Origin of the sequence: Methylocystis sp. ATCC 49242, from assembly GCF_000188155.2 — a bacterium.
Lineage (GTDB): Bacteria > Pseudomonadota > Alphaproteobacteria > Rhizobiales > Beijerinckiaceae > Methylocystis.
Genome location: NZ_KE124774.1, coordinates 4179041 through 4196577, shown reverse-complemented (window position 1 = coordinate 4196577; position 17537 = coordinate 4179041). Strand labels below are relative to the sequence as shown.

General features: G+C 65.8%; 17 protein-coding genes. 12 read left to right on the top strand and 5 right to left on the bottom strand.

Translation table 11 applies throughout. The features are described 5' to 3' along the window. Nucleotides 1-54: 54 nt before the first annotated feature. The 3 genes from MET49242_RS22460 (at nucleotide 55) to MET49242_RS22450 (ending at nucleotide 2725) form a co-directional block, all read left to right on the top strand. Nucleotides 55-948 (top strand): peptidyl-prolyl cis-trans isomerase, encoded by an 894-nt coding sequence (locus tag MET49242_RS22460; protein WP_036286279.1) that lies wholly within the window; start codon nucleotides 55-57, stop codon nucleotides 946-948. A 122-nt stretch (nucleotides 949-1070) separates the two neighbouring features. Then, a complete protein-coding gene (gene argJ, locus MET49242_RS22455; RefSeq protein WP_036286276.1) occupies nucleotides 1071-2318 on the top strand; it encodes a bifunctional glutamate N-acetyltransferase/amino-acid acetyltransferase ArgJ in 1248 nt (415 codons plus the stop codon). Nucleotides 2319-2323: 5 nt separating this feature from the next. Then, nucleotides 2324-2725, top strand: coding sequence for a (deoxy)nucleoside triphosphate pyrophosphohydrolase (locus tag MET49242_RS22450; RefSeq protein ID WP_036286274.1), 402 nt, complete (start codon nucleotides 2324-2326; stop codon nucleotides 2723-2725). Here the strand turns inward: MET49242_RS22450 and MET49242_RS22445 are convergent, their stop codons facing one another. Then, complete coding sequence (locus MET49242_RS22445; RefSeq protein WP_084679349.1) at nucleotides 2726-3835, bottom strand: sensor histidine kinase; 1110 nt, start codon at nucleotides 3833-3835, stop codon at nucleotides 2726-2728. Nucleotides 3836-4111: 276 nt separating this feature from the next. On the opposite strand from MET49242_RS22445, the gene MET49242_RS23670 reads away from it, so the two are divergent. Next, the gene (locus tag MET49242_RS23670) at nucleotides 4112-4525 is read left to right on the top strand and encodes a CHRD domain-containing protein (RefSeq protein WP_051134421.1); all 414 of its coding nucleotides are present in this window, start codon (nucleotides 4112-4114) and stop codon (nucleotides 4523-4525) included. Between the two features lie 62 nt (nucleotides 4526-4587). On the opposite strand, the gene parE is transcribed toward MET49242_RS23670, so the two are convergent. After that, on the bottom strand, nucleotides 4588-6603 hold the full coding sequence (gene parE, locus MET49242_RS22435) for a DNA topoisomerase IV subunit B (protein WP_036286271.1): 2016 nt from the start codon (nucleotides 6601-6603) through the stop codon (nucleotides 4588-4590). 116 nt (nucleotides 6604-6719) lie between these two features. On the opposite strand from parE, the gene MET49242_RS22430 reads away from it, so the two are divergent. The 5 genes from MET49242_RS22430 to MET49242_RS22410 are packed head-to-tail and all read left to right on the top strand — an operon-like array spanning nucleotide 6720 to nucleotide 11681. Then, nucleotides 6720-7946, top strand: a complete 1227-nt coding sequence (locus MET49242_RS22430; protein WP_036286244.1) for a glycosyltransferase family 4 protein — start codon at nucleotides 6720-6722, stop codon at nucleotides 7944-7946. Between the two features lie 2 nt (nucleotides 7947-7948). Continuing rightward, a complete protein-coding gene (locus MET49242_RS22425; protein ID WP_051134575.1) occupies nucleotides 7949-9190 on the top strand; it encodes a glycosyltransferase family 4 protein in 1242 nt (413 codons plus the stop codon). A gap of 58 nt (nucleotides 9191-9248) precedes the next feature. Then, nucleotides 9249-10229: an ABC transporter substrate-binding protein gene (locus MET49242_RS22420; protein ID WP_036286242.1), complete on the top strand. Its 981-nt coding sequence runs from the start codon at nucleotides 9249-9251 to the stop codon at nucleotides 10227-10229. Then, a complete protein-coding gene (locus tag MET49242_RS22415) occupies nucleotides 10226-10981 on the top strand; it encodes an ABC transporter permease (protein ID WP_036286236.1) in 756 nt (251 codons plus the stop codon). The genes MET49242_RS22420 and MET49242_RS22415 overlap by 4 nt, the downstream gene beginning before the upstream one ends. Continuing rightward, nucleotides 10923-11681 carry an ABC transporter ATP-binding protein gene (locus MET49242_RS22410; RefSeq protein ID WP_036286235.1) on the top strand — a complete coding sequence of 253 codons (759 nt, stop codon included), beginning with the start codon at nucleotides 10923-10925 and terminating at the stop codon, nucleotides 11679-11681. Before MET49242_RS22415 ends, MET49242_RS22410 begins: the two co-directional genes overlap by 59 nt. 78 nt (nucleotides 11682-11759) lie before the next feature. On the opposite strand, the gene MET49242_RS22405 is transcribed toward MET49242_RS22410, so the two are convergent. After that, nucleotides 11760-12446 (bottom strand): SDR family oxidoreductase, encoded by a 687-nt coding sequence (locus tag MET49242_RS22405; protein ID WP_036286234.1) that lies wholly within the window; start codon nucleotides 12444-12446, stop codon nucleotides 11760-11762. Nucleotides 12447-12559: 113 nt separating this feature from the next. On the opposite strand from MET49242_RS22405, the gene MET49242_RS22400 reads away from it, so the two are divergent. After that, nucleotides 12560-13642 carry a M48 family metallopeptidase gene (locus MET49242_RS22400; protein ID WP_036286233.1) on the top strand — a complete coding sequence of 361 codons (1083 nt, stop codon included), beginning with the start codon at nucleotides 12560-12562 and terminating at the stop codon, nucleotides 13640-13642. A gap of 7 nt (nucleotides 13643-13649) precedes the next feature. On the opposite strand, the gene rpoH is transcribed toward MET49242_RS22400, so the two are convergent. Both rpoH and MET49242_RS22390 read right to left on the bottom strand, forming a co-directional pair. Beyond that, the gene (gene rpoH, locus MET49242_RS22395) at nucleotides 13650-14534 is read right to left on the bottom strand and encodes an RNA polymerase sigma factor RpoH (protein WP_036286230.1); all 885 of its coding nucleotides are present in this window, start codon (nucleotides 14532-14534) and stop codon (nucleotides 13650-13652) included. A gap of 223 nt (nucleotides 14535-14757) precedes the next feature. Then, a complete protein-coding gene (locus MET49242_RS22390; protein WP_036286227.1) occupies nucleotides 14758-16284 on the bottom strand; it encodes a helicase HerA-like domain-containing protein in 1527 nt (508 codons plus the stop codon). Between the two features lie 152 nt (nucleotides 16285-16436). On the opposite strand from MET49242_RS22390, the gene MET49242_RS22385 reads away from it, so the two are divergent. Together MET49242_RS22385 and MET49242_RS22380 are read left to right on the top strand one after the other, a co-directional pair. After that, on the top strand, nucleotides 16437-16793 hold the full coding sequence (locus MET49242_RS22385; protein ID WP_036289252.1) for a hypothetical protein: 357 nt from the start codon (nucleotides 16437-16439) through the stop codon (nucleotides 16791-16793). Nucleotides 16794-16864: 71 nt separating this feature from the next. Beyond that, nucleotides 16865-17512 carry an SCO family protein gene (locus MET49242_RS22380; RefSeq protein WP_036286223.1) on the top strand — a complete coding sequence of 216 codons (648 nt, stop codon included), beginning with the start codon at nucleotides 16865-16867 and terminating at the stop codon, nucleotides 17510-17512. Nucleotides 17513-17537 lie beyond the last annotated feature (25 nt).

The following is a 17537-nucleotide window of genomic DNA, read 5'->3' as shown; positions in this document are numbered from 1 at the left end:
CAACTGCGGCGCCCGCCTTTTTGGGGCTTTTCGCCCTGTTTTCTGGAGCAAATCATGTCACATGCCCGCAAGAATGCGCGTTTCACGACCCGCGCCGCCCTCGGGGCGTTCGGCCTCGCCGCCCTTCTGGCGGCCGGCGCGCCGGCGAACGCCAAGGTGCTCGCCAAGGTCAATGGCGTCGAAATTACCGACGACGACCTGAAGCTCGCGATGGAAGATCTCGGCCCGGGCATTCCACGCCAGCTCGAAGGCAAGGCGCGTGACGCCTATGTGCTCGACTTCCTCGTCGACGAGCAGCTCGTCGTTCAGAAAGCGCAGGCGGACAAGCTCGCTGAAACGCCGGAGTTCGCCAAGAAGCTCGCCTATCTGCGCGACAAGGCGCTTATGGAGACGCTGCTGGGCAATGTCGCGAAGCAGGCGGCGACCGAGGCCGCGATCAAGCAGACCTATGACGAGGCTGCGAAGAACCAGAAGCCGGAGACGGAATATCACGCTCACCATATCCTCGTCGGATCCGAGGAGGATGCGAAGAAGGCGCTGGCGCGCGTGAAGGGCGGCGAGGATTTCGCCAAGGTCGTCGCCGAGGTGTCGAAGGACAGCGGCCCGAAGAACGGCGACCTCGGCTGGTTCACCAAGGACCGCATGGTGCCCGAATTCGCGGACGCCGCCGCCAAGCTCGAGCCCGGCCAGATCTCCGATCCGGTGAAGACCCAGTTCGGCTGGCACATCATCAAGCTCGACGAAAAGCGCCCGAAGGCGTTCCCGCCGCTCGACCAGGTTAAGGATCAGGTCGCCCGCTATGTCGTGCAGAAGGCCCAGAGCGATCTCGTCGTGAAGCTGCGCGAGGCCGCCAAGATCGAGCGCACCGATCAGCCTCCGGCCGACGCCGCGAAGGACGCCAAGCCGGCCGCCGCCCCGGCGGCAAAGCCGGAAGAGAAGAAAAAGTAGTTTGAAAGCGCCGGCGCGCCTCGCGCGCGCCGGCTGATTTTTTTGGCCCATCGAAAGGCTTGACGCCATCGCGTCGCGCCGCCAAACCCCTGTGATGCACTGCACCACCAAGGGTGATTCCGATGGCCCATGACGCTCCCCTTTCGCCCCTCGCGCCGAAAACGACGCCGGAAATCGCGCCGCTCGACGGCGTGCGCTTTGCAGCCGGCGCCGCCGGCGTGCGCTACAAGGGCCGCACGGACGTCATGCTGGCGATCATGGACGAAGGCGCGACCGTCGCCGGCGTATTCACGAAATCCAAATGCTCCTCAGCGCCCGTCGACTGGTGTCGCGCGAAGCTGAAGGGCGGCAAGGCGCGGGCATTGCTCGTCAATTCGGGCAACGCCAACGCCTTCACAGGCAAAACCGGCGCAGAGGCGGTGAAATTTTCCGCCAAACTCGCCGCCGCCGCGACCGGCGCGAGCGAGCGGCAGATTTTCCTTGCCTCTACGGGCGTTATTGGTGAGCCGCTCGACGCCTCGAAATTCGACGGCGTGCTCGACAAGCTCGCGCAGCAGGCGCGGCCCGACGCGTGGCTGGAGGCCGCGCGCGCGATCATGACGACCGACACCTTCCCCAAGCTCGCGACGCGCACGGCCACGATCGGCGGCGTGGAAGTGACGATCAGCGGCTTCGCCAAGGGCGCCGGCATGATCGCGCCGGACATGGCGACCATGCTCGCCTTCGTCTTCACCGACGCGCCGATCGCCGCCGACGCGCTGCAGACGATGTTGTCTAAATCGGTGCAGGGCTCCTTCAACTCGATCACCGTCGACAGCGACACCTCGACCTCCGACACGCTGCTGCTCTTCGCGACCGGCGCGGCGAAGAAACGCGGGGCGCCGAAGATCGAGAAGGCGAACGACCGGCGCCTCGCCGATTTCAGGCGCGCGCTCGACGCCGTGCTGCTCGATCTCGCGCATCAGGTGGTGAAGGACGGCGAAGGCGCGCGCAAATTTGTCGAAGTGACGGTGACGGGGGCCGAGAGCGCCAAAGCCGCCAAGCGCATCGCGCTCTCCATCGCAAATTCGCCGCTGGTGAAAACGGCGATTGCCGGCGAGGACGCCAATTGGGGCCGCGTCGTCATGGCCGTCGGCAAGGCCGGCGAAAAGGCGGACCGCGACAGGCTCGCCATCTGGTTCGGCGGCGTGCGCGTCGCCTGGAAGGGCCTGCGCGATCCCAATTACAATGAAGAGGAGGTCTCCGAGATCATGAAGCGCCAGGAGATCGTGATCAATGTGGACATCGGCCTCGGCGCCGGGACCGCGACGGTCTGGACCTGCGATCTCACGAAGGAATATGTCGCCATCAACGGCGACTACCGTAGTTGAGCGCGATGAAACTTCTTCTCGTCGTCGCGGCGGCGCTCGTCGACGCGGATAATCGCGTTCTCATCGCGCAGCGCCCCGAGGGAAAGCAGCTTGCCGGCCTGTGGGAGTTTCCCGGCGGCAAGCTCGACCCCGGCGAGCGGCCGGAGGACGCGCTGATCCGTGAGCTGGCGGAGGAGCTCGGCGTCGTCGTCAAGGCGCCCTGCCTCGCGCCGCTGACTTTCGCGAGCCACGCCTATGACGACTTCCATCTGCTGATGCCGCTCTACGTGTGCCGGAAATGGGAAGGCTTCGTCGCGCCTGCCGAAGGCCAGGCGATCAAATGGGTGCGCCCGCGCGATCTGCGCAATTACGACATGCCGCCCGCGGACGCGCCTCTGATCGCGCCGTTGATCGACCTGCTGGGCTGATCACGCCGACGTCTGTTCGACCTTCAACATCGCAAAGCTCGCAGGGATCGACAGCGTCCACACCAGCCCGTCGGGCGGAAAGTTCAGCGTCGCTGTTCCGTCGAGGGCCTGGGCGACAAGCCGCTTGACGACCTTGTGGCCAAAACCTTCGCGCGGCGGCGCCGTGACCGAAGGGCCGCCGCTCTCGCGCCATTCGATGTTCAGCCGCCCGTCCTCGAACCGCCAGCTCAGCGAAACCGCGCCGTCGGGGCGCGACAGCGCGCCATAGCTCAGCGCATTCGTCGCGAGCTCGTGAAGCGCGAGGCCGATGTTTTGCGCGGCCTCCGGCTTCAGCATGATCTTCGGGCCGTCGATGCGCGCATGCTCGCCGATGTCGTCCTTGGGCACGTCCATGCAATAGGAGAGCTGCGCGCGGACCAGCTCGCGCATCGAGGCGCCGCGCCAGTCCTGCGAGACGAGCAGGTCGTGCGCCATGGAGAGCGCCTGCAGCCGCGCGCTGAACTTGCGCTGGAAGTCCTCGACCGAGGGCGATCCGGCGGCGGTCTGACGCGACATCGCCTGCACGACGGCGAGCAGGTTTTTCGAGCGATGCACCAGCTCCCGCAGCAGCACGCGGACATGCTGCTCGCGCTGCTTGCGCCCTGTGATGTCGCGCGCCGTGCCGAGAATGCGCACGGCGCGGCCGTCCTCGAAATAGGTGCGGCCGCGGATCGACACCCAGCGCTCCACCTGATCCTTCAGACCGATGACGCGATATTCGATCTCGTAATCGCCGTCATGATTTGGGTCGAGCGCGACTTCGACCGCCTCCTTGGTGCGGCGTCGATCCTGCGGGTGCAGCGCGTTGCGAAAGATTTCGAAGTTCGCCTGCGTGTCCTCGGGAAGTCCCCACAGCTGGCGCACGCGGGCGTCGAGATGCACCTCGCCGGTGACGAGGTTCCAGTCCCATATGCCGGTGCGCCCGGCGTCGAGGGCGAGCTGCATGCGCTCCAGCGCGTCGGCCTGATCGCTGATGACGTCGCATCCCGAGTGCGGCTTTGTCGATGCGGCCGGGGGGTCGAGGCTTAAATCGGCGTCGGTCAAGTAGTGATCCTCAGATAGTCGGGTCATGACGTAACTGATCGAAAACAAGCATAGTACGGGATGCGTCGCGAGGCGAGAAAAACCGCAATCCGCCTTTTGCGCGACTGCGGGCTGTCTTTGCAAAGTTGAAGCTGTGCTTCCCGATCCCTTGCGCTATCTTGTTTGTCGACGCTTGCCCGTTCCGACGGGAAGAGCGTCGGAGAGGGGGATGCTCCAATGATTATGTTTCGTGCATTTGCATGCGCGGCGCTGGCCGCTGTCGGGGTTCTGGCCTGTTCGACCAGCGCAAGAGCGCAATCCGCAATGGGGGCGCCGCTGTTCGCGGTCCTCAACGGCGGCAATGAGTGCAACTCCGCCGCGCCGCCCGCAGGGCCGGTCTGCCGGAAGGGCGATCTCGACGCCATTGGCTCGGCGACGGTGCTGCTGGTCCCGTTGAACGCGACGACCACCACCATCTGCTTTGGTCTCACCGTGGACAATCTCGCCGGCGCGACCGCGGCCCACATCCACCGCGGGCCGTCCGGCGTCAACGGCGGCGTTGTCGTGAATCTCCTCCCGCCCAACGCGCCCGGCGGCGGCAATCCTGGCGCCTCGTCGGGCTGCACGAATGTGCCGGCGGCGACCGCCAACGCCATTCGCGCGGACCCGACGAGCTTCTACGTCAATGTTCACAACGGCGCCTTTCCGAACGGCGCGGTGCGGGGGCAGCTCCACTAAGTCGCCATTCGCCGCTGGCGCCGTTCCGACTCGCTTCGAGCCGGAACGACGTCTCGGGTGCGTCACACGTCCAGAAGCTCGACAGCGAAGGCGGCCTTCTCCTGGATGAAGGCGAAGCGCGCCTCGGGCTTGTTTCCCATCAGCCGCTCGACGCAATCGGCGGTCTCCTCGCGATCCTCGCCCTCGATGACGACCTTGAGCAGCGTTCGCTTCGTCGGGTCCATCGTCGTTTCCTTCAATTGCGCGGCGCTCATTTCGCCGAGGCCCTTGAAGCGGCTCGTCTCGATCTTGCCCTTGCCCGTCAGCACAGTCCTGATGAGCTCGTCGCGATGGTCGTTGTCGCGGGCGTAGACCGTCTTGGGCCCTTGCGTGAGCTTGTAGAGCGGCGGCTGCGCCAGATAGAGGTGGCCCTTCTCGATGAGCTTGGGCATCTGGCGGTAAAAGAAGGTGATGAGCAGCGACGCGATATGGGCGCCGTCGACGTCGGCGTCGGTCATCACGATCACCTTGTCGTAGCGCAGCTCCTCCTCGCGATAATGCGCGCCGAGCCCGCAGCCGAGCGCCTGCGTGAGATCGGCGAGCTGCTGATTGGCGAGCAGCTTGTCCTTGGTCGCCGACGCGACGTTCAGGATCTTGCCGCGCAAGGGCAGCACGGCCTGCGTCGCGCGGTTGCGGGCCTCCTTGGCCGAGCCGCCGGCGGAATCGCCTTCGACGATGAACAGCTCGGAGCCTTGAGCCGAGTTATTGGTGCAGTCCACGAGCTTGCCCGGCAATCGCAACTTTCGGGTCGCGGTCTTGCGGGCGATGTCCTTCTCGGCTCGGCGGCGCAGGCGCTCCTCGGCGCGCTCCACCGCGAAATCCAGGAGCTTGTTGGCCTGCGTCGGCGCAGCGGCGAGCCAGTGGTCGAAGGCGTCGCGCACCGTGCTCTCGACGATGCGAGACGCCTCGACGCTCATCAGCCGGCTCTTGTTCTGGCCCTGAAACTCCGGCTCGCGGATGAAGACCGAAATCATCGCCGCCGACTGGCCCATCAGATCGTCGCCGGTGACGTCCTTGGCGCGCTTGGTCTGGCCCACGCGATCGGCATGGTCCTTCAGCGCCTTCAGCAGCGCGAGGCGGAAGCCCGCCTCATGCGTGCCGCCATCGGGCGTCGGCACGGTGTTGCAGTAGGAGTGAACGAAGCCGTCGTCCTCCGGGAGCCATGAGACCGCCCATTCGAGCGAGCCATGGCCGCCCTCGCGCGTCACCTTGCCGGTGAAGGGCTGGTCGGTGACGACCTCCTTGCCGTGGACTTCGCGCGCCAGATAATCCTTCAGGCCGCCCGGGAAGCGCAGCACCGCGTCGGCGGGCGTGTCCGAGCCGGGCTCGATCAGCGAGGGATCGCAGCGCCAGCGGATTTCGACGCCGCCGAAGAGATAGGCCTTGGAGCGCGACATGCGGAAGAGGCGCGCGGGCTTCCAATGCGCGCTCTCGCCGAAAATCTGCGCGTCGGGCTTGAAGCGCACTTTCGTGCCGCGGCGGTTGTGCACCTTACCAAGCCGCTCCAGCTTGCCGAGAGGCAGGCCGCGCGAGAACTCCATGCGGTAGAGCTGCTGCTCGATCGCGACCTCGACCTCGACCTTCTCCGACAGGGCGTTCACCACCGAGACGCCGACGCCGTGCAGACCGCCCGAGGTCTGATAGGCGCCCGAGTCGAACTTGCCGCCGGCGTGCAGCACGGTCATCACGACCTCCAGCGCCGACTTGTCCTTCATTTTTGGGTGCGGGCCGACGGGGATGCCGCGGCCGTTGTCGGTGACGGTCAGCCAGCCGCCGGGCTCCAGCGTCACCTCGATGAAGGTGGCGTGGCCGGCGACGGCCTCGTCCATGGCGTTGTCGAGCACCTCGGCGAAGAGATGGTGCATCGCCGTCTCGTCGGTGCCGCCGATATACATGCCGGGGCGCCGGCGCACGGGCTCCAGCCCCTCGAGAACCTCGATGGAGGCGGCGGAATATTCGACCGGGCCGCTTTTCGCGGCGGGTTTGGACGCGGGCGCCTTGCGCGGCGCGCCGCCGAAAAGATCGGGTTTAGTGGCCATGGCGGGATATTAACGCGATTCGAGACGGGATGCGCGCGGCGCGAACGGGTCCCCTGTTTACTCCACCGCAAGCTTGACCGGTATAGGCTGCGCCCTCCCCGCCCGCCGGAGCCGCCATGCCCCTCCCCACCGTCGTCATTTGCGTCGATCACGCGTTCGTCAGCGGGGGGCAGTCCAAGGTCGCCATCGAAAGCGCCCTCGGTCTCAGGGCGGCGGGGGCGCGCGTGATCTTCTTCGCGGCCTGCGGGCCAGCCGATCCCCGCCTTCAGGCGGCGGGGATCGAGACCCGCTGTCTCGACCAGTACGACATTCTGGGCAACCCCTCGCGCCTCGCCGCCGCGCGGCAGGGCGTCTGGAACGCCGAGGCCGCCCGCGCCCTCGCTGAAGTCCTCGCGCCGCTTCCGCGCGAGACGATCGTCCATGTGCATGGCTGGGCGAAGGCGCTCTCGCCTTCCATCGCACAGCCGATCCGCGCCTCGGGACTTCCTGCGGCCTATACGATGCACGAATATTTCCTGCATTGCCCCAATGGCGGTTTCTACAACTATCAGGAAAACGCCGTCTGCCGCCTCTCGCCCATGTCCGCCGCCTGCTGGGCCACGAATTGCGACTCGCGCAACTATCCTTTCAAGCTGTGGCGCAACGCGCGCATGTTGGTCGCGCAGCATGTCGCGCATCTGGCCGACGCCTTCTCCGACATATTGCTGATCTCGCAATTGCAGGAGGAGGCGCTGGCGCCCTACCTCCCGCGCGCCGCGGCGATCCATCGCGTGGCGAATCCTGTCGAGGCGGAGCCGCTGGGCCGGAAGGAAAATCCGGCGAGCGGGGATTTTCTCTTCGTCGGCCGTCTGTCGGCGGAGAAAGGCGCCTTTCTGTTCGCGGAGGCCGCGGAGCGCGCGGGCGTGACGCCGGTGATCGTCGGCGACGGCCATATCGCCGGGGAACTTCGCGCGCGCTTCCCGCAATTGCGGATGCTCGGCTGGAAGGCGCCGCAGGAGGTGCGAACCGCAATGCGCAATGTGCGCGCGCTGGTTTTTCCTTCTCTCTGGTATGAAGGCCAGCCGCTCACCGTGCTGGAGGCGAAGGCCATGGGAACGCCCGTCATCGTCTCCGACGCCTGCGCCGGCCGCGAGGCGGTGGAGGACGGCGTCACCGGCCTCTGGTTCGAGAGCGGCGACGCCGCGAGCCTCGCCGACGCAATGACGCGTCTGAAGGACGACGCGCTCGTCGCGCGTCTTTCGGCGCAGGCCTATGACGCCTATTGGCGCGCGCCGGCGACGCTCGACCGGCATATCGAGGAAACGCTGAAGGTCTATGACCGGATGCTGTCGCGAAAGGGATGACGATGTCTGAACCTCTGACGGTCGTCGTCTGCGTCGACCATGGCTCCATCACCGGCGGACAGGCCAAGGTCGCGATCGAAAGCGCAATCGGCATGAAGCGCGCAGGGCTGCGCGTGATCTTCTTCGCCGCGGCGGCGCCGGTTGACCCGCGTTTGCAGGAAGAAGGCGTCGAGGTCGCCTGTCTCGGACAGACCGATCTCCTCGGCAATCCCTCGCGCGCGGCGGCGATGATTCAGGGAACGTGGAACACGGACGCCGCCAAAGCGCTTCGCGAACTTCTCGCGAAGCTGCCGGCGGATCGCACGGTCGTTCATGTGCATGGATGGGCGCGCGCGCTGTCGCCGTCCATCGCGCCCGCAATCGCGCAATCGAAGCTGCCGGCGCTCTATACGGTGCACGAATATTTCCTGTTCTGCCCCAACGGCGGTTTCTACAATTACCAGACCAATGTCGCCTGTTCGCTCGAGCCGCTGTCGCCCGCCTGTTTCGCGACGCATTGCGACCAGCGCAATTACGTCAGGAAGCTCTGGCGCGGCGGGCGGCTGCTGCTCGCCAAGCACTTCGCGCGGCTGCCGCAGGTCTTTTCGGACTATGTCTGCATCTCGAATTTCCAGCGGGACGTCATCGCGCCCTTCATTCCGAAGAGCGCGCGGCTGCATCATGTCTCGAACCCGATCGACGCCGTAGATCGCGGGCCCAAGGAAAATCCGGCTTCGGGCGACTTCATCTTTCTCGGGCGCCTCTCGCCCGAGAAAGGCCCGCTGCTCTTCGCGGAGGCCGCCGCGCGGATCGGCCAGGTCGCGACTTTCGTGGGCGATGGGCCAATGGCGGCGGAGATCGCGCAGCGCTTTCCCGACGCGCGCCTGCTGGGCTGGAAGTCGCCCGACGAAGCGGCGGAGGCGCTGCGCAACGCCCGCGCGCTCGTCTTCCCGTCGCTCTGGTATGAAGGTCAGCCGCTGACCGTGCTGGAAGCGAAGGCGATGGGAACGCCTGTGATCGTCTCCAATGGCTGCGCCGGCCGCGAGGAGGTCGCAGACGAGGAGACGGGCCTCTGGTTCAACAACGGCGACGCCTTCGCGCTTGCCCGCGCCATCGGTCGGCTCAAGGACGACGCGACGGTCGCCCGCATGAGCCGCGCCGCCTACGACGATTTCTGGCGCGATCCGCCGACCCTCTCGCGGCATGTCGAGCGCATCGTCGCGATATATGAGGAGATGCTGAGTCGCCGCGCCGCGGCGGCCTGATCGACGCCGCAATCGTCCTGCGCTATGAGCTTCAATTCTCGCTTCGCAGGAAAAGATCATGAGACGCCCCTTCGCCCTCGCCGCCGTCGGCCTCGCCGTCACGATGTTCCTCGCGGTCCCGACGCAAGCCGCCGAGAAGCTTCGGCTCGCGCTGCAGAAGACCGGCACCACCGGCTGGGAGCTCGCCGTCGTCAAGGCCTTCGATCTCGACAAGGAGGCGGGGCTCGAACTCGACGTGACCGAACTCGCGGCGCCCGAAGCCGGCAAGATCGCGATTCAGGGCGGAAGCGCCGACGTCATCGTCTCCGACTGGCTGTGGGTGTCGCGCGAGCGCGCGCAGGGCGCGAAGCTCACCTTCTACCCCTATTCTTCCGCCATCGGCGCGGTGATGACGAAAGACGCCACGATCAGGAACGTGAAGGATCTCGTCGGAAAGAAGCTGGGCGTCGCGGGCGGACCGCTCGACAAAAGCTGGCTCATGCTGAAGGCCTTCGCGCTCAAGAGCGGCGTCGATCTCGACAGGAGCGCGACCATTCTCTACGGGGCGCCGCCGCTCATCGCGGAGAAGGCGCAGCAAGGCGAAATCGACGCGGCGCTGGAGTTCTGGAATTTCGCCGCCGATCTCGAAGCGAAGGGCTTTACTCGCGCCATCGAACTTGCCGACGTCGAGAAAGCGTTAGGGGCCAAAGGCGACGTGGTCATCACCGGCTATGTGTTCGACGAGGCCTTCGCCGCGAAAAACAGGGACGCGCTGTCGCGCTTCTTTGCGATGACGAAGAAAGCCAAGGAGCTGATTTCAACGAACGACAAGGCCTGGGCCGTCGCCGCGCAACGCATCGGCCCCAGGGGCGCCGCGACGCTCGAGGCGTATCGCAAGCGTTATGTCGCCGGCGTTCCGAAACGCGCCGTGAAAGACGAAGAGGCAGACGCGGCCGCGCTTTACAAGGCGCTCGCTGAAATCGGCGGCGAGAAGCTCGTCGGACCCGCCAGGACGCTCGACGCCGGCGTCTTCTACAAGGGCGGCGAGAGCGCGCATTGATCCGCATCGTTTCGCTGGCGCTGCTTCTCGGAGTCTGGCAGATCGGCGCCTGGATGTCCGATCCCCGCCGCCTGCCCGGGCCGTCGCTCGTTTTCGAGGCGATTTACGAAGAGGCGCGTTCCGGCGCGCTCTTCTCCAATCTCGCCATTACGCTCGCGCGCGTCATCGCATCATTTGCGCTCGCCATGAGTCTGGGCGCGGCGATTGGCTATCTCATGGGCCGTAACAGGCTCGCCGACCGGCTTCTCGATCCCTGGCTCGTCGCGCTGCTCAATCTTCCCGCGCTCGTCGTCATCGTGCTTGCCTATGTGTGGGCGGGGCTGACGGAGGTCGCGGCCATCGGCGCCGTCGCGCTCAACAAGCTGCCGAACGCCGTCGTCGTGGTGCGGGAAGGCGCCCGCGCGCTCGATCCGCAACTGGAGGAAATGGCGCAGGCCTTTCATTTCTCGCGCGCGACGCGATTTCGCCATCTCGTGTTGCCGCAGCTCGCGCCCTATCTCGCGGCGGCGACGCGCTCCGGCCTTTCGCTGGTTTGGAAGGTCGTGCTGGTCGTCGAGCTTCTCGGCCGCTCCAATGGCGTCGGTTTCGAGATCAACATGGCGTTCCAGCTTTTCGACATGAAGCTGCTGCTCGCTTACGCCCTACCTTTCGTGGCGCTGATGCTCGGCGTCGAAACATTACTGGTGCAGCCCCTTGAAAGACGCGTCACCCGATGGCGGCGCGGCGTCGCTCGACGTCGCTATCGCGCATAAGGATCATCACGCCGCGAATGGCCGGCCTGTGCGAGCGCTCGAAGACCTGCGGCTCAATCTGCCGATCGGTCAGGCGGGCGCGGTCGTTGGCCCCTCGGGCTGCGGCAAGACGACCCTGCTGCGCCTGATCGCGGGATTGGATCGCGATTTCACCGGACATATCGAACTCCCCGCGCATGGACGCCTCGGCATGGCGTTTCAGGAGCCGCGCCTCCTGCCCTGGCGCAGCGTCGCCGACAATCTTCGCATCGCCGCCCCGCAGGCGAGCGAGGAAGAGATTGCAACGCTGCTCGAAGAACTATCCCTGTCGGAACATGCGGCGCATTTTCCGGGCGAACTCTCGCTCGGTCTCGCGCGCCGCGTGGCGCTGGCGCGCGCGCTTGCCGTGAAGCCGGACCTTCTGTTGCTCGACGAGCCGCTCGTCTCGCTCGACGTCGCGCTCGCCCGCGAGCTGCGCGACAAGATCGCCGCGCTCGTAGACGAGAAACACATCACGACATTGATCGTCACGCACGACCTGCGCGAAGCGATCGCTCTCGCTGACCGGATTTTCCTGCTGTCGCCGCGCCCCGCGCATGTCGTCGCGACGCTCGACGTCGCCGCGCCGCGAAAGCGCCTCACGAAAGAGATTGCGGATTCTCTGGAGGCGCAAGCCCATGCGGCGCTGATCGCGTCTCGTAAACGTCACGAAAGCCAGTGAAAATTATCGCGGCCGTTTATCCTGCCCGGACAGCCGCAGCTTTTCCGCGACGGCGACCTGCGGGCAGGAAAATTTCGCTCACCACTCGATTTCCTCGCCGCGATAATCGACGAAACGGCCCGTTTCCACGAGCGTCAGCGCCGCCGCGACGCCAATGATCCCCTCCGCGCTTTCGGTCACGTCGAGCGGCGCGTCTGGACCGCCCATGTCCGTGCGCACCCAGCCTGGATGCATCGAGATGACGGCGATCCCCTCCGGCTTCAGATCCTCCGCGAGACATTGCGTTATCTTGTTCAGCCCGGCCTTCGACGCGCGATAGCCGATGTTGAATGTGCCCTGCAGGGCCATCGAGCCGAGCACGCTCGACATGATGACGATGCGCGGATGCTTGCTTCGCCGCAGGAGCGGAAGAAACGCCTGCGCGACGCGCAGCGGCCCGAGCGTATTGGTGGACAGAAGTTCGAGCACGCCGTCGAAATCCGTGTCGAGCGTCGACTGGCGTTGCGGCCCATAGGCGCCTGCGTTGGCGATCAGCACGTCGACTGGCTCGATGATCGACGCTGCGGCGGCGCGCAACGCGGCTTCATCGCGCGTGTCGAAACTGACGATTTGCGCTTTGCCGGCCGGAGCGAGCGCGGCGGCGAGCGTCTCGCGCGCGGCCTCGCTGCGCAGACTCGCGGTCACATGTTCGCCGCGCTGCGCGAGCTGGCGCGCAAGCTCCAATCCGATGCCGCGGCTTGCGCCGGCGATAAGCCAATGGGACATTGCAATTTCTCCGGTGCCATCCTTCGCCATATAGCGCGGCGACTTGTGTTTGCCTTGTCCGATGATAGCGTGAGAAGCGCAAGCGGCGCCGCAGCCGCAATGGGGGGAGCCGAATGTCGCCGCAGGATGCTCAACCGGCGAAAGCCTGTTATTTCGACGGCTATGTCGATAAGCGGCGCGCGGTCGCGCTCATCTTCGGCCCGGCGCTCGAGATCGTCGAAAACGGCGTCTTCATCGTCGCCTGGCCCTATGCAGACATAAGGCGCATTCCCTCGCCGGGCGGGCTCATGCGGCTGCGCGCGGTGGGCGCGCCGAAGGGCGCCTGGCTCGAAACCGACGACGCCAGGACGCAAAGCGAGATCGCGAGGCGTTGCCTGCTGCTCGCTGGCGAACAGCCGCGTGTTTCCCGCGACGCCAGCAAACGTCTCGTTATTGCGCTTGCCGCGACGGCGCTGTTCGGCGCCTTCCTTTGGGGCGGCGTGCCGCGCATGGCGGGCGTCATCGCCCCGCTCATCCCGCTCGAATGGGAAAAGAAGATCGGCGAAGGCGCGGACGCACAGGTCCGGGCGACATTTTCCGGCGAGACCTGCGCCGGGCCGAAACGCGCTGCGGCGCTGAAGAAATTCTCGCAGCGTTTGCAGGAAGGCGCGCATCTGCGGCTGCCGGCGACGATCGAGGTGATCTCCTCGAAGATCCCCAACGCCTTCGCGCTGCCGGGCGGCAAGGTCTATCTGCTGTCGGGCCTGCTCTCGAAAGCGCGGTCACAGGACGAGGTTCTCGGCGTGCTCGCGCATGAGCTGGGCCATCTGGAGCACCGCGACCATCTGCGCCGAATCATCGCGACGGGCGGGACGGCGCTGCTCGTTGGCATGATCTTCGGCGACGTCACCGGCGGCGGAGCAATGATCGTCATCAGCAGGACGCTGCTCTACGCCGCCCATTCGCGCGAAACCGAGGCGCAGGCCGATGACTTCGCCGCACAGACGCTGGCGCGGCTCGGGCGGCCGACAAGGCCCATGGGCGAGTTGCTGCTACGCATCACCGGCAAGGAGAAAGACGATCTGCTCTCGGTCCTCAATGACCACCCGATGAGCGAGGACCGGCTCGCCAAGCTGGTCGCGGCGGATAAAGGTGCAAAGTCCCCGCCGCTCTTGAGCGACGAGGAGTGGAAGGCGCTTCAGTCCATCTGCGATTGACGCAGGCTCACGCCGCCGGTGCGTGATGCGCCGCCTCGATGCGGGCGACGCCGCTGCGCACCGCCGCCTGCACCTTCTCGAAGGCGCGGACCTCGATCTGCCGGACGCGCTCGCGCGAAACGCCAAACTCCTCCGAGAGCTGCTCCAGCGTCACGGGATCGTCAGCGAGGCGGCGCGCCTCGAAGATGCGGCGCTCGCGCGGGTTGAGGACGTCGAGGGCGCCGCGAAGAGCCTTCAGACGATTGTTGTTTTCCTCCTGCGCGACGAGAATCCGCTCCTGATCCTCGCTGTCGTCGACGAGCCAGTCCTGCCACTCGCCCTCGCCTTCCTCGCGTAGCGGCGCGTTGAGCGAGGCGTCGCCGCCCATGCGGCGGTTCATCTCGATCACGTCCTGCTGCGAAACGCCGAGGCGGGTCGCGATCTTTTCGACATTCTCCGGTCGCATGTCGCCTTCCTCGAAGGCGGAGATGCGGCTCTTGGCCTTGCGCAGGTTGAAGAACAGCTTCTTCTGGCTCGCGGTGGTGCCCATTTTCACGAGCGACCAGGAGCGCAGGATATATTCTTGAATCGACGCGCGGATCCACCACATCGCATAGGTGGCGAGGCGAAAGCCGCGGTCCGGCTCGAAGCGCTTGACGGCCTGCATGAGGCCGACGTTGCCCTCGGAGATGATCTCGCCGATCGGCAGGCCGTAGCCGCGATAGCCCATGGCTATCTTGGCGACGAGGCGAAGATGCGACGTCACCAACTCCTGCGCGGCCTTGGGGTCTTCGTGCTCGCGCCAGCGCTTGGCGAGCATATATTCCTGCTGGGGCTCCAGCATTGGGAAACGACGAATCTCGGCGAGGTAACGGGCCAGGCCGCCTTCCGCGATAACGGGCAAATTCGCCATATCTCGTCCCTCCTGACGGGCTCCCGGAGGCCGGCAAGCCCGCGATGGGCGGTCGCACGATCGCCGACCGCAACAAGTGTATTATAGGCCGACTGGGACTGGCGGGAAAATGACCATTGCGTGACGGGAGGCTAAAGTCTGGATTAAGATTCCGTAATAAAGAATAGCCTCGACGAGGCGCTGGAAACGTAAACTGAACCGCCGGGCGCCCTTTGAACGCCCCCTATTTGCTGATCCCTCCGAGAACGCCGCGCAGGATCTGCCTGGCGATCTGCGTTCCGGCCGAGCGCGCCGCCGACTGGATCGCGGCGCGGGCGGCGAGTTCCGCCGGGGACATGCGCTTCTTGTCCGCCTTGCCGAAGATGGTCCCAAGGACGCCGCCGATCGCGCCGATCAGTCCTCCGCCGCCTTCCGCCGCCCCACCGCCGCCGGCGGCCTTTTCAGCGCGCGCCCGCAGCATCTCGAAGGCCGACTCGCGGTCGATCATCGTGTCATATTTGCCGGCGATCCAGCTCGTCGACATTACTGCGGCGCGCTCCTGCGGCGTGATCGGCCCGACGCGGGCGGCCGGAGCCGCGATCAGCACGCGGTCCACCACCTCGGGCGCGCCCTTGGCGCCGAGCATGGAAACCAGCGCCTCGCCGACGCCCAGATGCATGATGGCGTCCGCGGTGTCGAAAGCGGGATTTTGACGGAAGGTCTCCGCCGCTGCGCGCACCGCCTTCTGGTCCCGGGGCGTGAAGGCGCGCAGCGCGTGCTGGATTCGATTGCCGAGCTGGCCGAGCACCGTATCCGGCACGTCGAGCGGATTCTGCGTGACGAAATAGACGCCGACGCCCTTGGAACGGATGAGCCGCACGACCTGCTCGATCGCCGTCAGCAAGGCTTTCGGCGCGTCATTGAACAGGAGATGCGCCTCGTCGAAGAAAAAGGCGAGCTTCGGCTTGTCGAGATCGCCGACCTCGGGGAGCTTCTCGTACAGCTCCGACAACAGCCACAGCAGGAAGGTCGCGTATAACCTCGGCGACTGCATGAGCTTGTCGGCGGCGAGAATGTTGACCGCCCCGCGCCCGTCGCGATCGGTGCGCATGAAATCTTCGATCTCCAGCGCCGGCTCGCCGAAAAACTTGTCGCCGCCCTGCGTCTCCAGCACGAGAAGCTGGCGCTGGATGGCGCCGATCGTCGCCGGCGCGACATTGCCGTATTTCGTCTTTATCTCGGCGGCGTTGTCGCCGACATGAGTCAGGGCCGCGCGCAAATCCTTCAGATCGAGCAGCAGCAGCCCCTGCTCGTCCGCAACCTTGAAGACGATATTGAGCACGCCCTCTTGCGTATCGTTGAGATTGAGCAGGCGCGCGAGCAGCAGCGGCCCCATCTCCGAAATCGTGGCGCGCACGGTATGACCCTGCTCGCCGAAAATGTCCCAGAAGACGACGGGGAAGCGGTCCGGCGCATAGGGAAGGCCGATCTCCTCCGCGCGCTTCACGAAGGCCGGCTTGCCGTCGCCGGGCTGAGAAAGGCCCGCGAGGTCGCCCTTGACGTCCGCGAGGAACACCGAGGTCCCCGCGTTGGAAAAGCCTTCGGCGAGCAGTTGCAGCGAAACCGTCTTGCCGCCGCCGGTGGCGCCGGAAATCAGTCCGTGCCGGTTGCCGAGCGCGAGGGTGAGATAGCGGTAGGCGCGGTCCTTCGGCCCGTCTGCCGTGGCGCCGACGAGGATCTTTCCGGGAACGGCGTTGGGAATGTCGCTCATGGCGTCGGCGCTTTCCTGAAAGGAATCACGGGAACGCGAAAAGCTACACTATTCGTGCGCGCGTCGCATCCATGCCGCCCGCCGGCGCGTCGCGCCGCGGCTTGGCGAACGCGCCGGGGCAGGCTAAGTTCGCCAGGAGAGGGAATGCAGTCATGAGTTTACGTTGGGCGGTCGTCGGAGCGGCCGGCGCTTTGGCCCTCGGCGGCGCGCCCGCCAGCGCGACGCCGAAACCGAAGCCGGCCGCCCCCAGGCCCGCCACATCGGTCAATCTGGAGAACAAGCGTCCCGTGTCGCTGCTGAATTTCGAGATCGTGATGCGCGCGGCGGACAAGACGCCCGAAACGATTGTCGGCAAGATCGACAAGCCGCTTGCCGCCGGCGCCAGCGCCACCTTTCCGCTCAACGGAGCGAAAGGCTGCATGTTCGAGGCAAGATGGGCGTTCGAGGATCTGAAAGATTCCGGCGACATTGACCTATGCAACGACGCGCATATCGTCCTCGTCGACTGATCTCCTAACTACACGAAAACCAGCGAAGCGGCCCCAAGACGCCGCCGCCCGGAAACGCAGGAAACGCACGAATGTCCAAGGTCGGGTCGAAGAGCAACGGGAAAGCTGGCAAGCGCAACGGCAAGGGAGCGCCAAACGGTCCCAGCGTCTCGAAAAATCTGCTGATCGGCGCCGGCGCGGTCTTCGCGTTGATCTTCGCCGCCTTCGTGGCCTTCACGAGCAACAAGCCCGCCGCGCCGCCGCCTTCGTCCATCGGCGGACCCTTCCAGCTCACCGCGCACAATGGGCAGCAGGTGAGCGAGCGTGACCTGCTCGGCCGGCCTTTCCTCGTGTTTTTCGGCTACACGCATTGTCCGGACATCTGCCACACCACGCTCTTCGAGATGTCCGAGATCCTGCGCGCGATGGGGCCGGACGCCAAGGTTGGCGCATTGTTCGTGACCGTCGATCCGGAACGCGACACGCCGGAGGTCCTCAAGGATTATCTGTCGAATTTCGATCCTCGCATCATCGGCCTCACCGGCCCGCACGCCCAGCTCGATCCGATGCTGCGCGAATATCGGATCTATTCCAAGCGCGCGCCCGGCAAGGACGAGGATTACTCCGTCGACCATACCACAGTTGTCTATCTGATGGACAAGGAAGGACGCTTCGTGAGCGCCTTCAACGTCGGGCGCAAGCCGGCGGACGCCGCGCGCGATCTGTCGAAATATCTATAGGCCGCGGTCAGAAGATTCTATGCGG

Coding starts and splice junctions, on each gene's coding strand:
- MET49242_RS22460 (WP_036286279.1), top strand. CDS start 55: ATGTCACATGCCCGCAAGAATGCGCGTTTCACGACCCGCGCCGCCCTC.
- argJ (WP_036286276.1), top strand. CDS start 1,071: ATGGCCCATGACGCTCCCCTTTCGCCCCTCGCGCCGAAAACGACGCCG.
- MET49242_RS22450 (WP_036286274.1), top strand. CDS start 2,324: ATGAAACTTCTTCTCGTCGTCGCGGCGGCGCTCGTCGACGCGGATAAT.
- MET49242_RS22445 (WP_084679349.1), bottom strand. CDS start 3,835: ATGACCCGACTATCTGAGGATCACTACTTGACCGACGCCGATTTAAGC.
- MET49242_RS23670 (WP_051134421.1), top strand. CDS start 4,112: ATGGGGGCGCCGCTGTTCGCGGTCCTCAACGGCGGCAATGAGTGCAAC.
- parE (WP_036286271.1), bottom strand. CDS start 6,603: ATGGCCACTAAACCCGATCTTTTCGGCGGCGCGCCGCGCAAGGCGCCC.
- MET49242_RS22430 (WP_036286244.1), top strand. CDS start 6,720: ATGCCCCTCCCCACCGTCGTCATTTGCGTCGATCACGCGTTCGTCAGC.
- MET49242_RS22425 (WP_051134575.1), top strand. CDS start 7,949: ATGTCTGAACCTCTGACGGTCGTCGTCTGCGTCGACCATGGCTCCATC.
- MET49242_RS22420 (WP_036286242.1), top strand. CDS start 9,249: ATGAGACGCCCCTTCGCCCTCGCCGCCGTCGGCCTCGCCGTCACGATG.
- MET49242_RS22405 (WP_036286234.1), bottom strand. CDS start 12,446: ATGTCCCATTGGCTTATCGCCGGCGCAAGCCGCGGCATCGGATTGGAG.
- MET49242_RS22400 (WP_036286233.1), top strand. CDS start 12,560: ATGTCGCCGCAGGATGCTCAACCGGCGAAAGCCTGTTATTTCGACGGC.
- rpoH (WP_036286230.1), bottom strand. CDS start 14,534: ATGGCGAATTTGCCCGTTATCGCGGAAGGCGGCCTGGCCCGTTACCTC.
- MET49242_RS22390 (WP_036286227.1), bottom strand. CDS start 16,284: ATGAGCGACATTCCCAACGCCGTTCCCGGAAAGATCCTCGTCGGCGCC.
- MET49242_RS22385 (WP_036289252.1), top strand. CDS start 16,437: ATGAGTTTACGTTGGGCGGTCGTCGGAGCGGCCGGCGCTTTGGCCCTC.
- MET49242_RS22380 (WP_036286223.1), top strand. CDS start 16,865: ATGTCCAAGGTCGGGTCGAAGAGCAACGGGAAAGCTGGCAAGCGCAAC.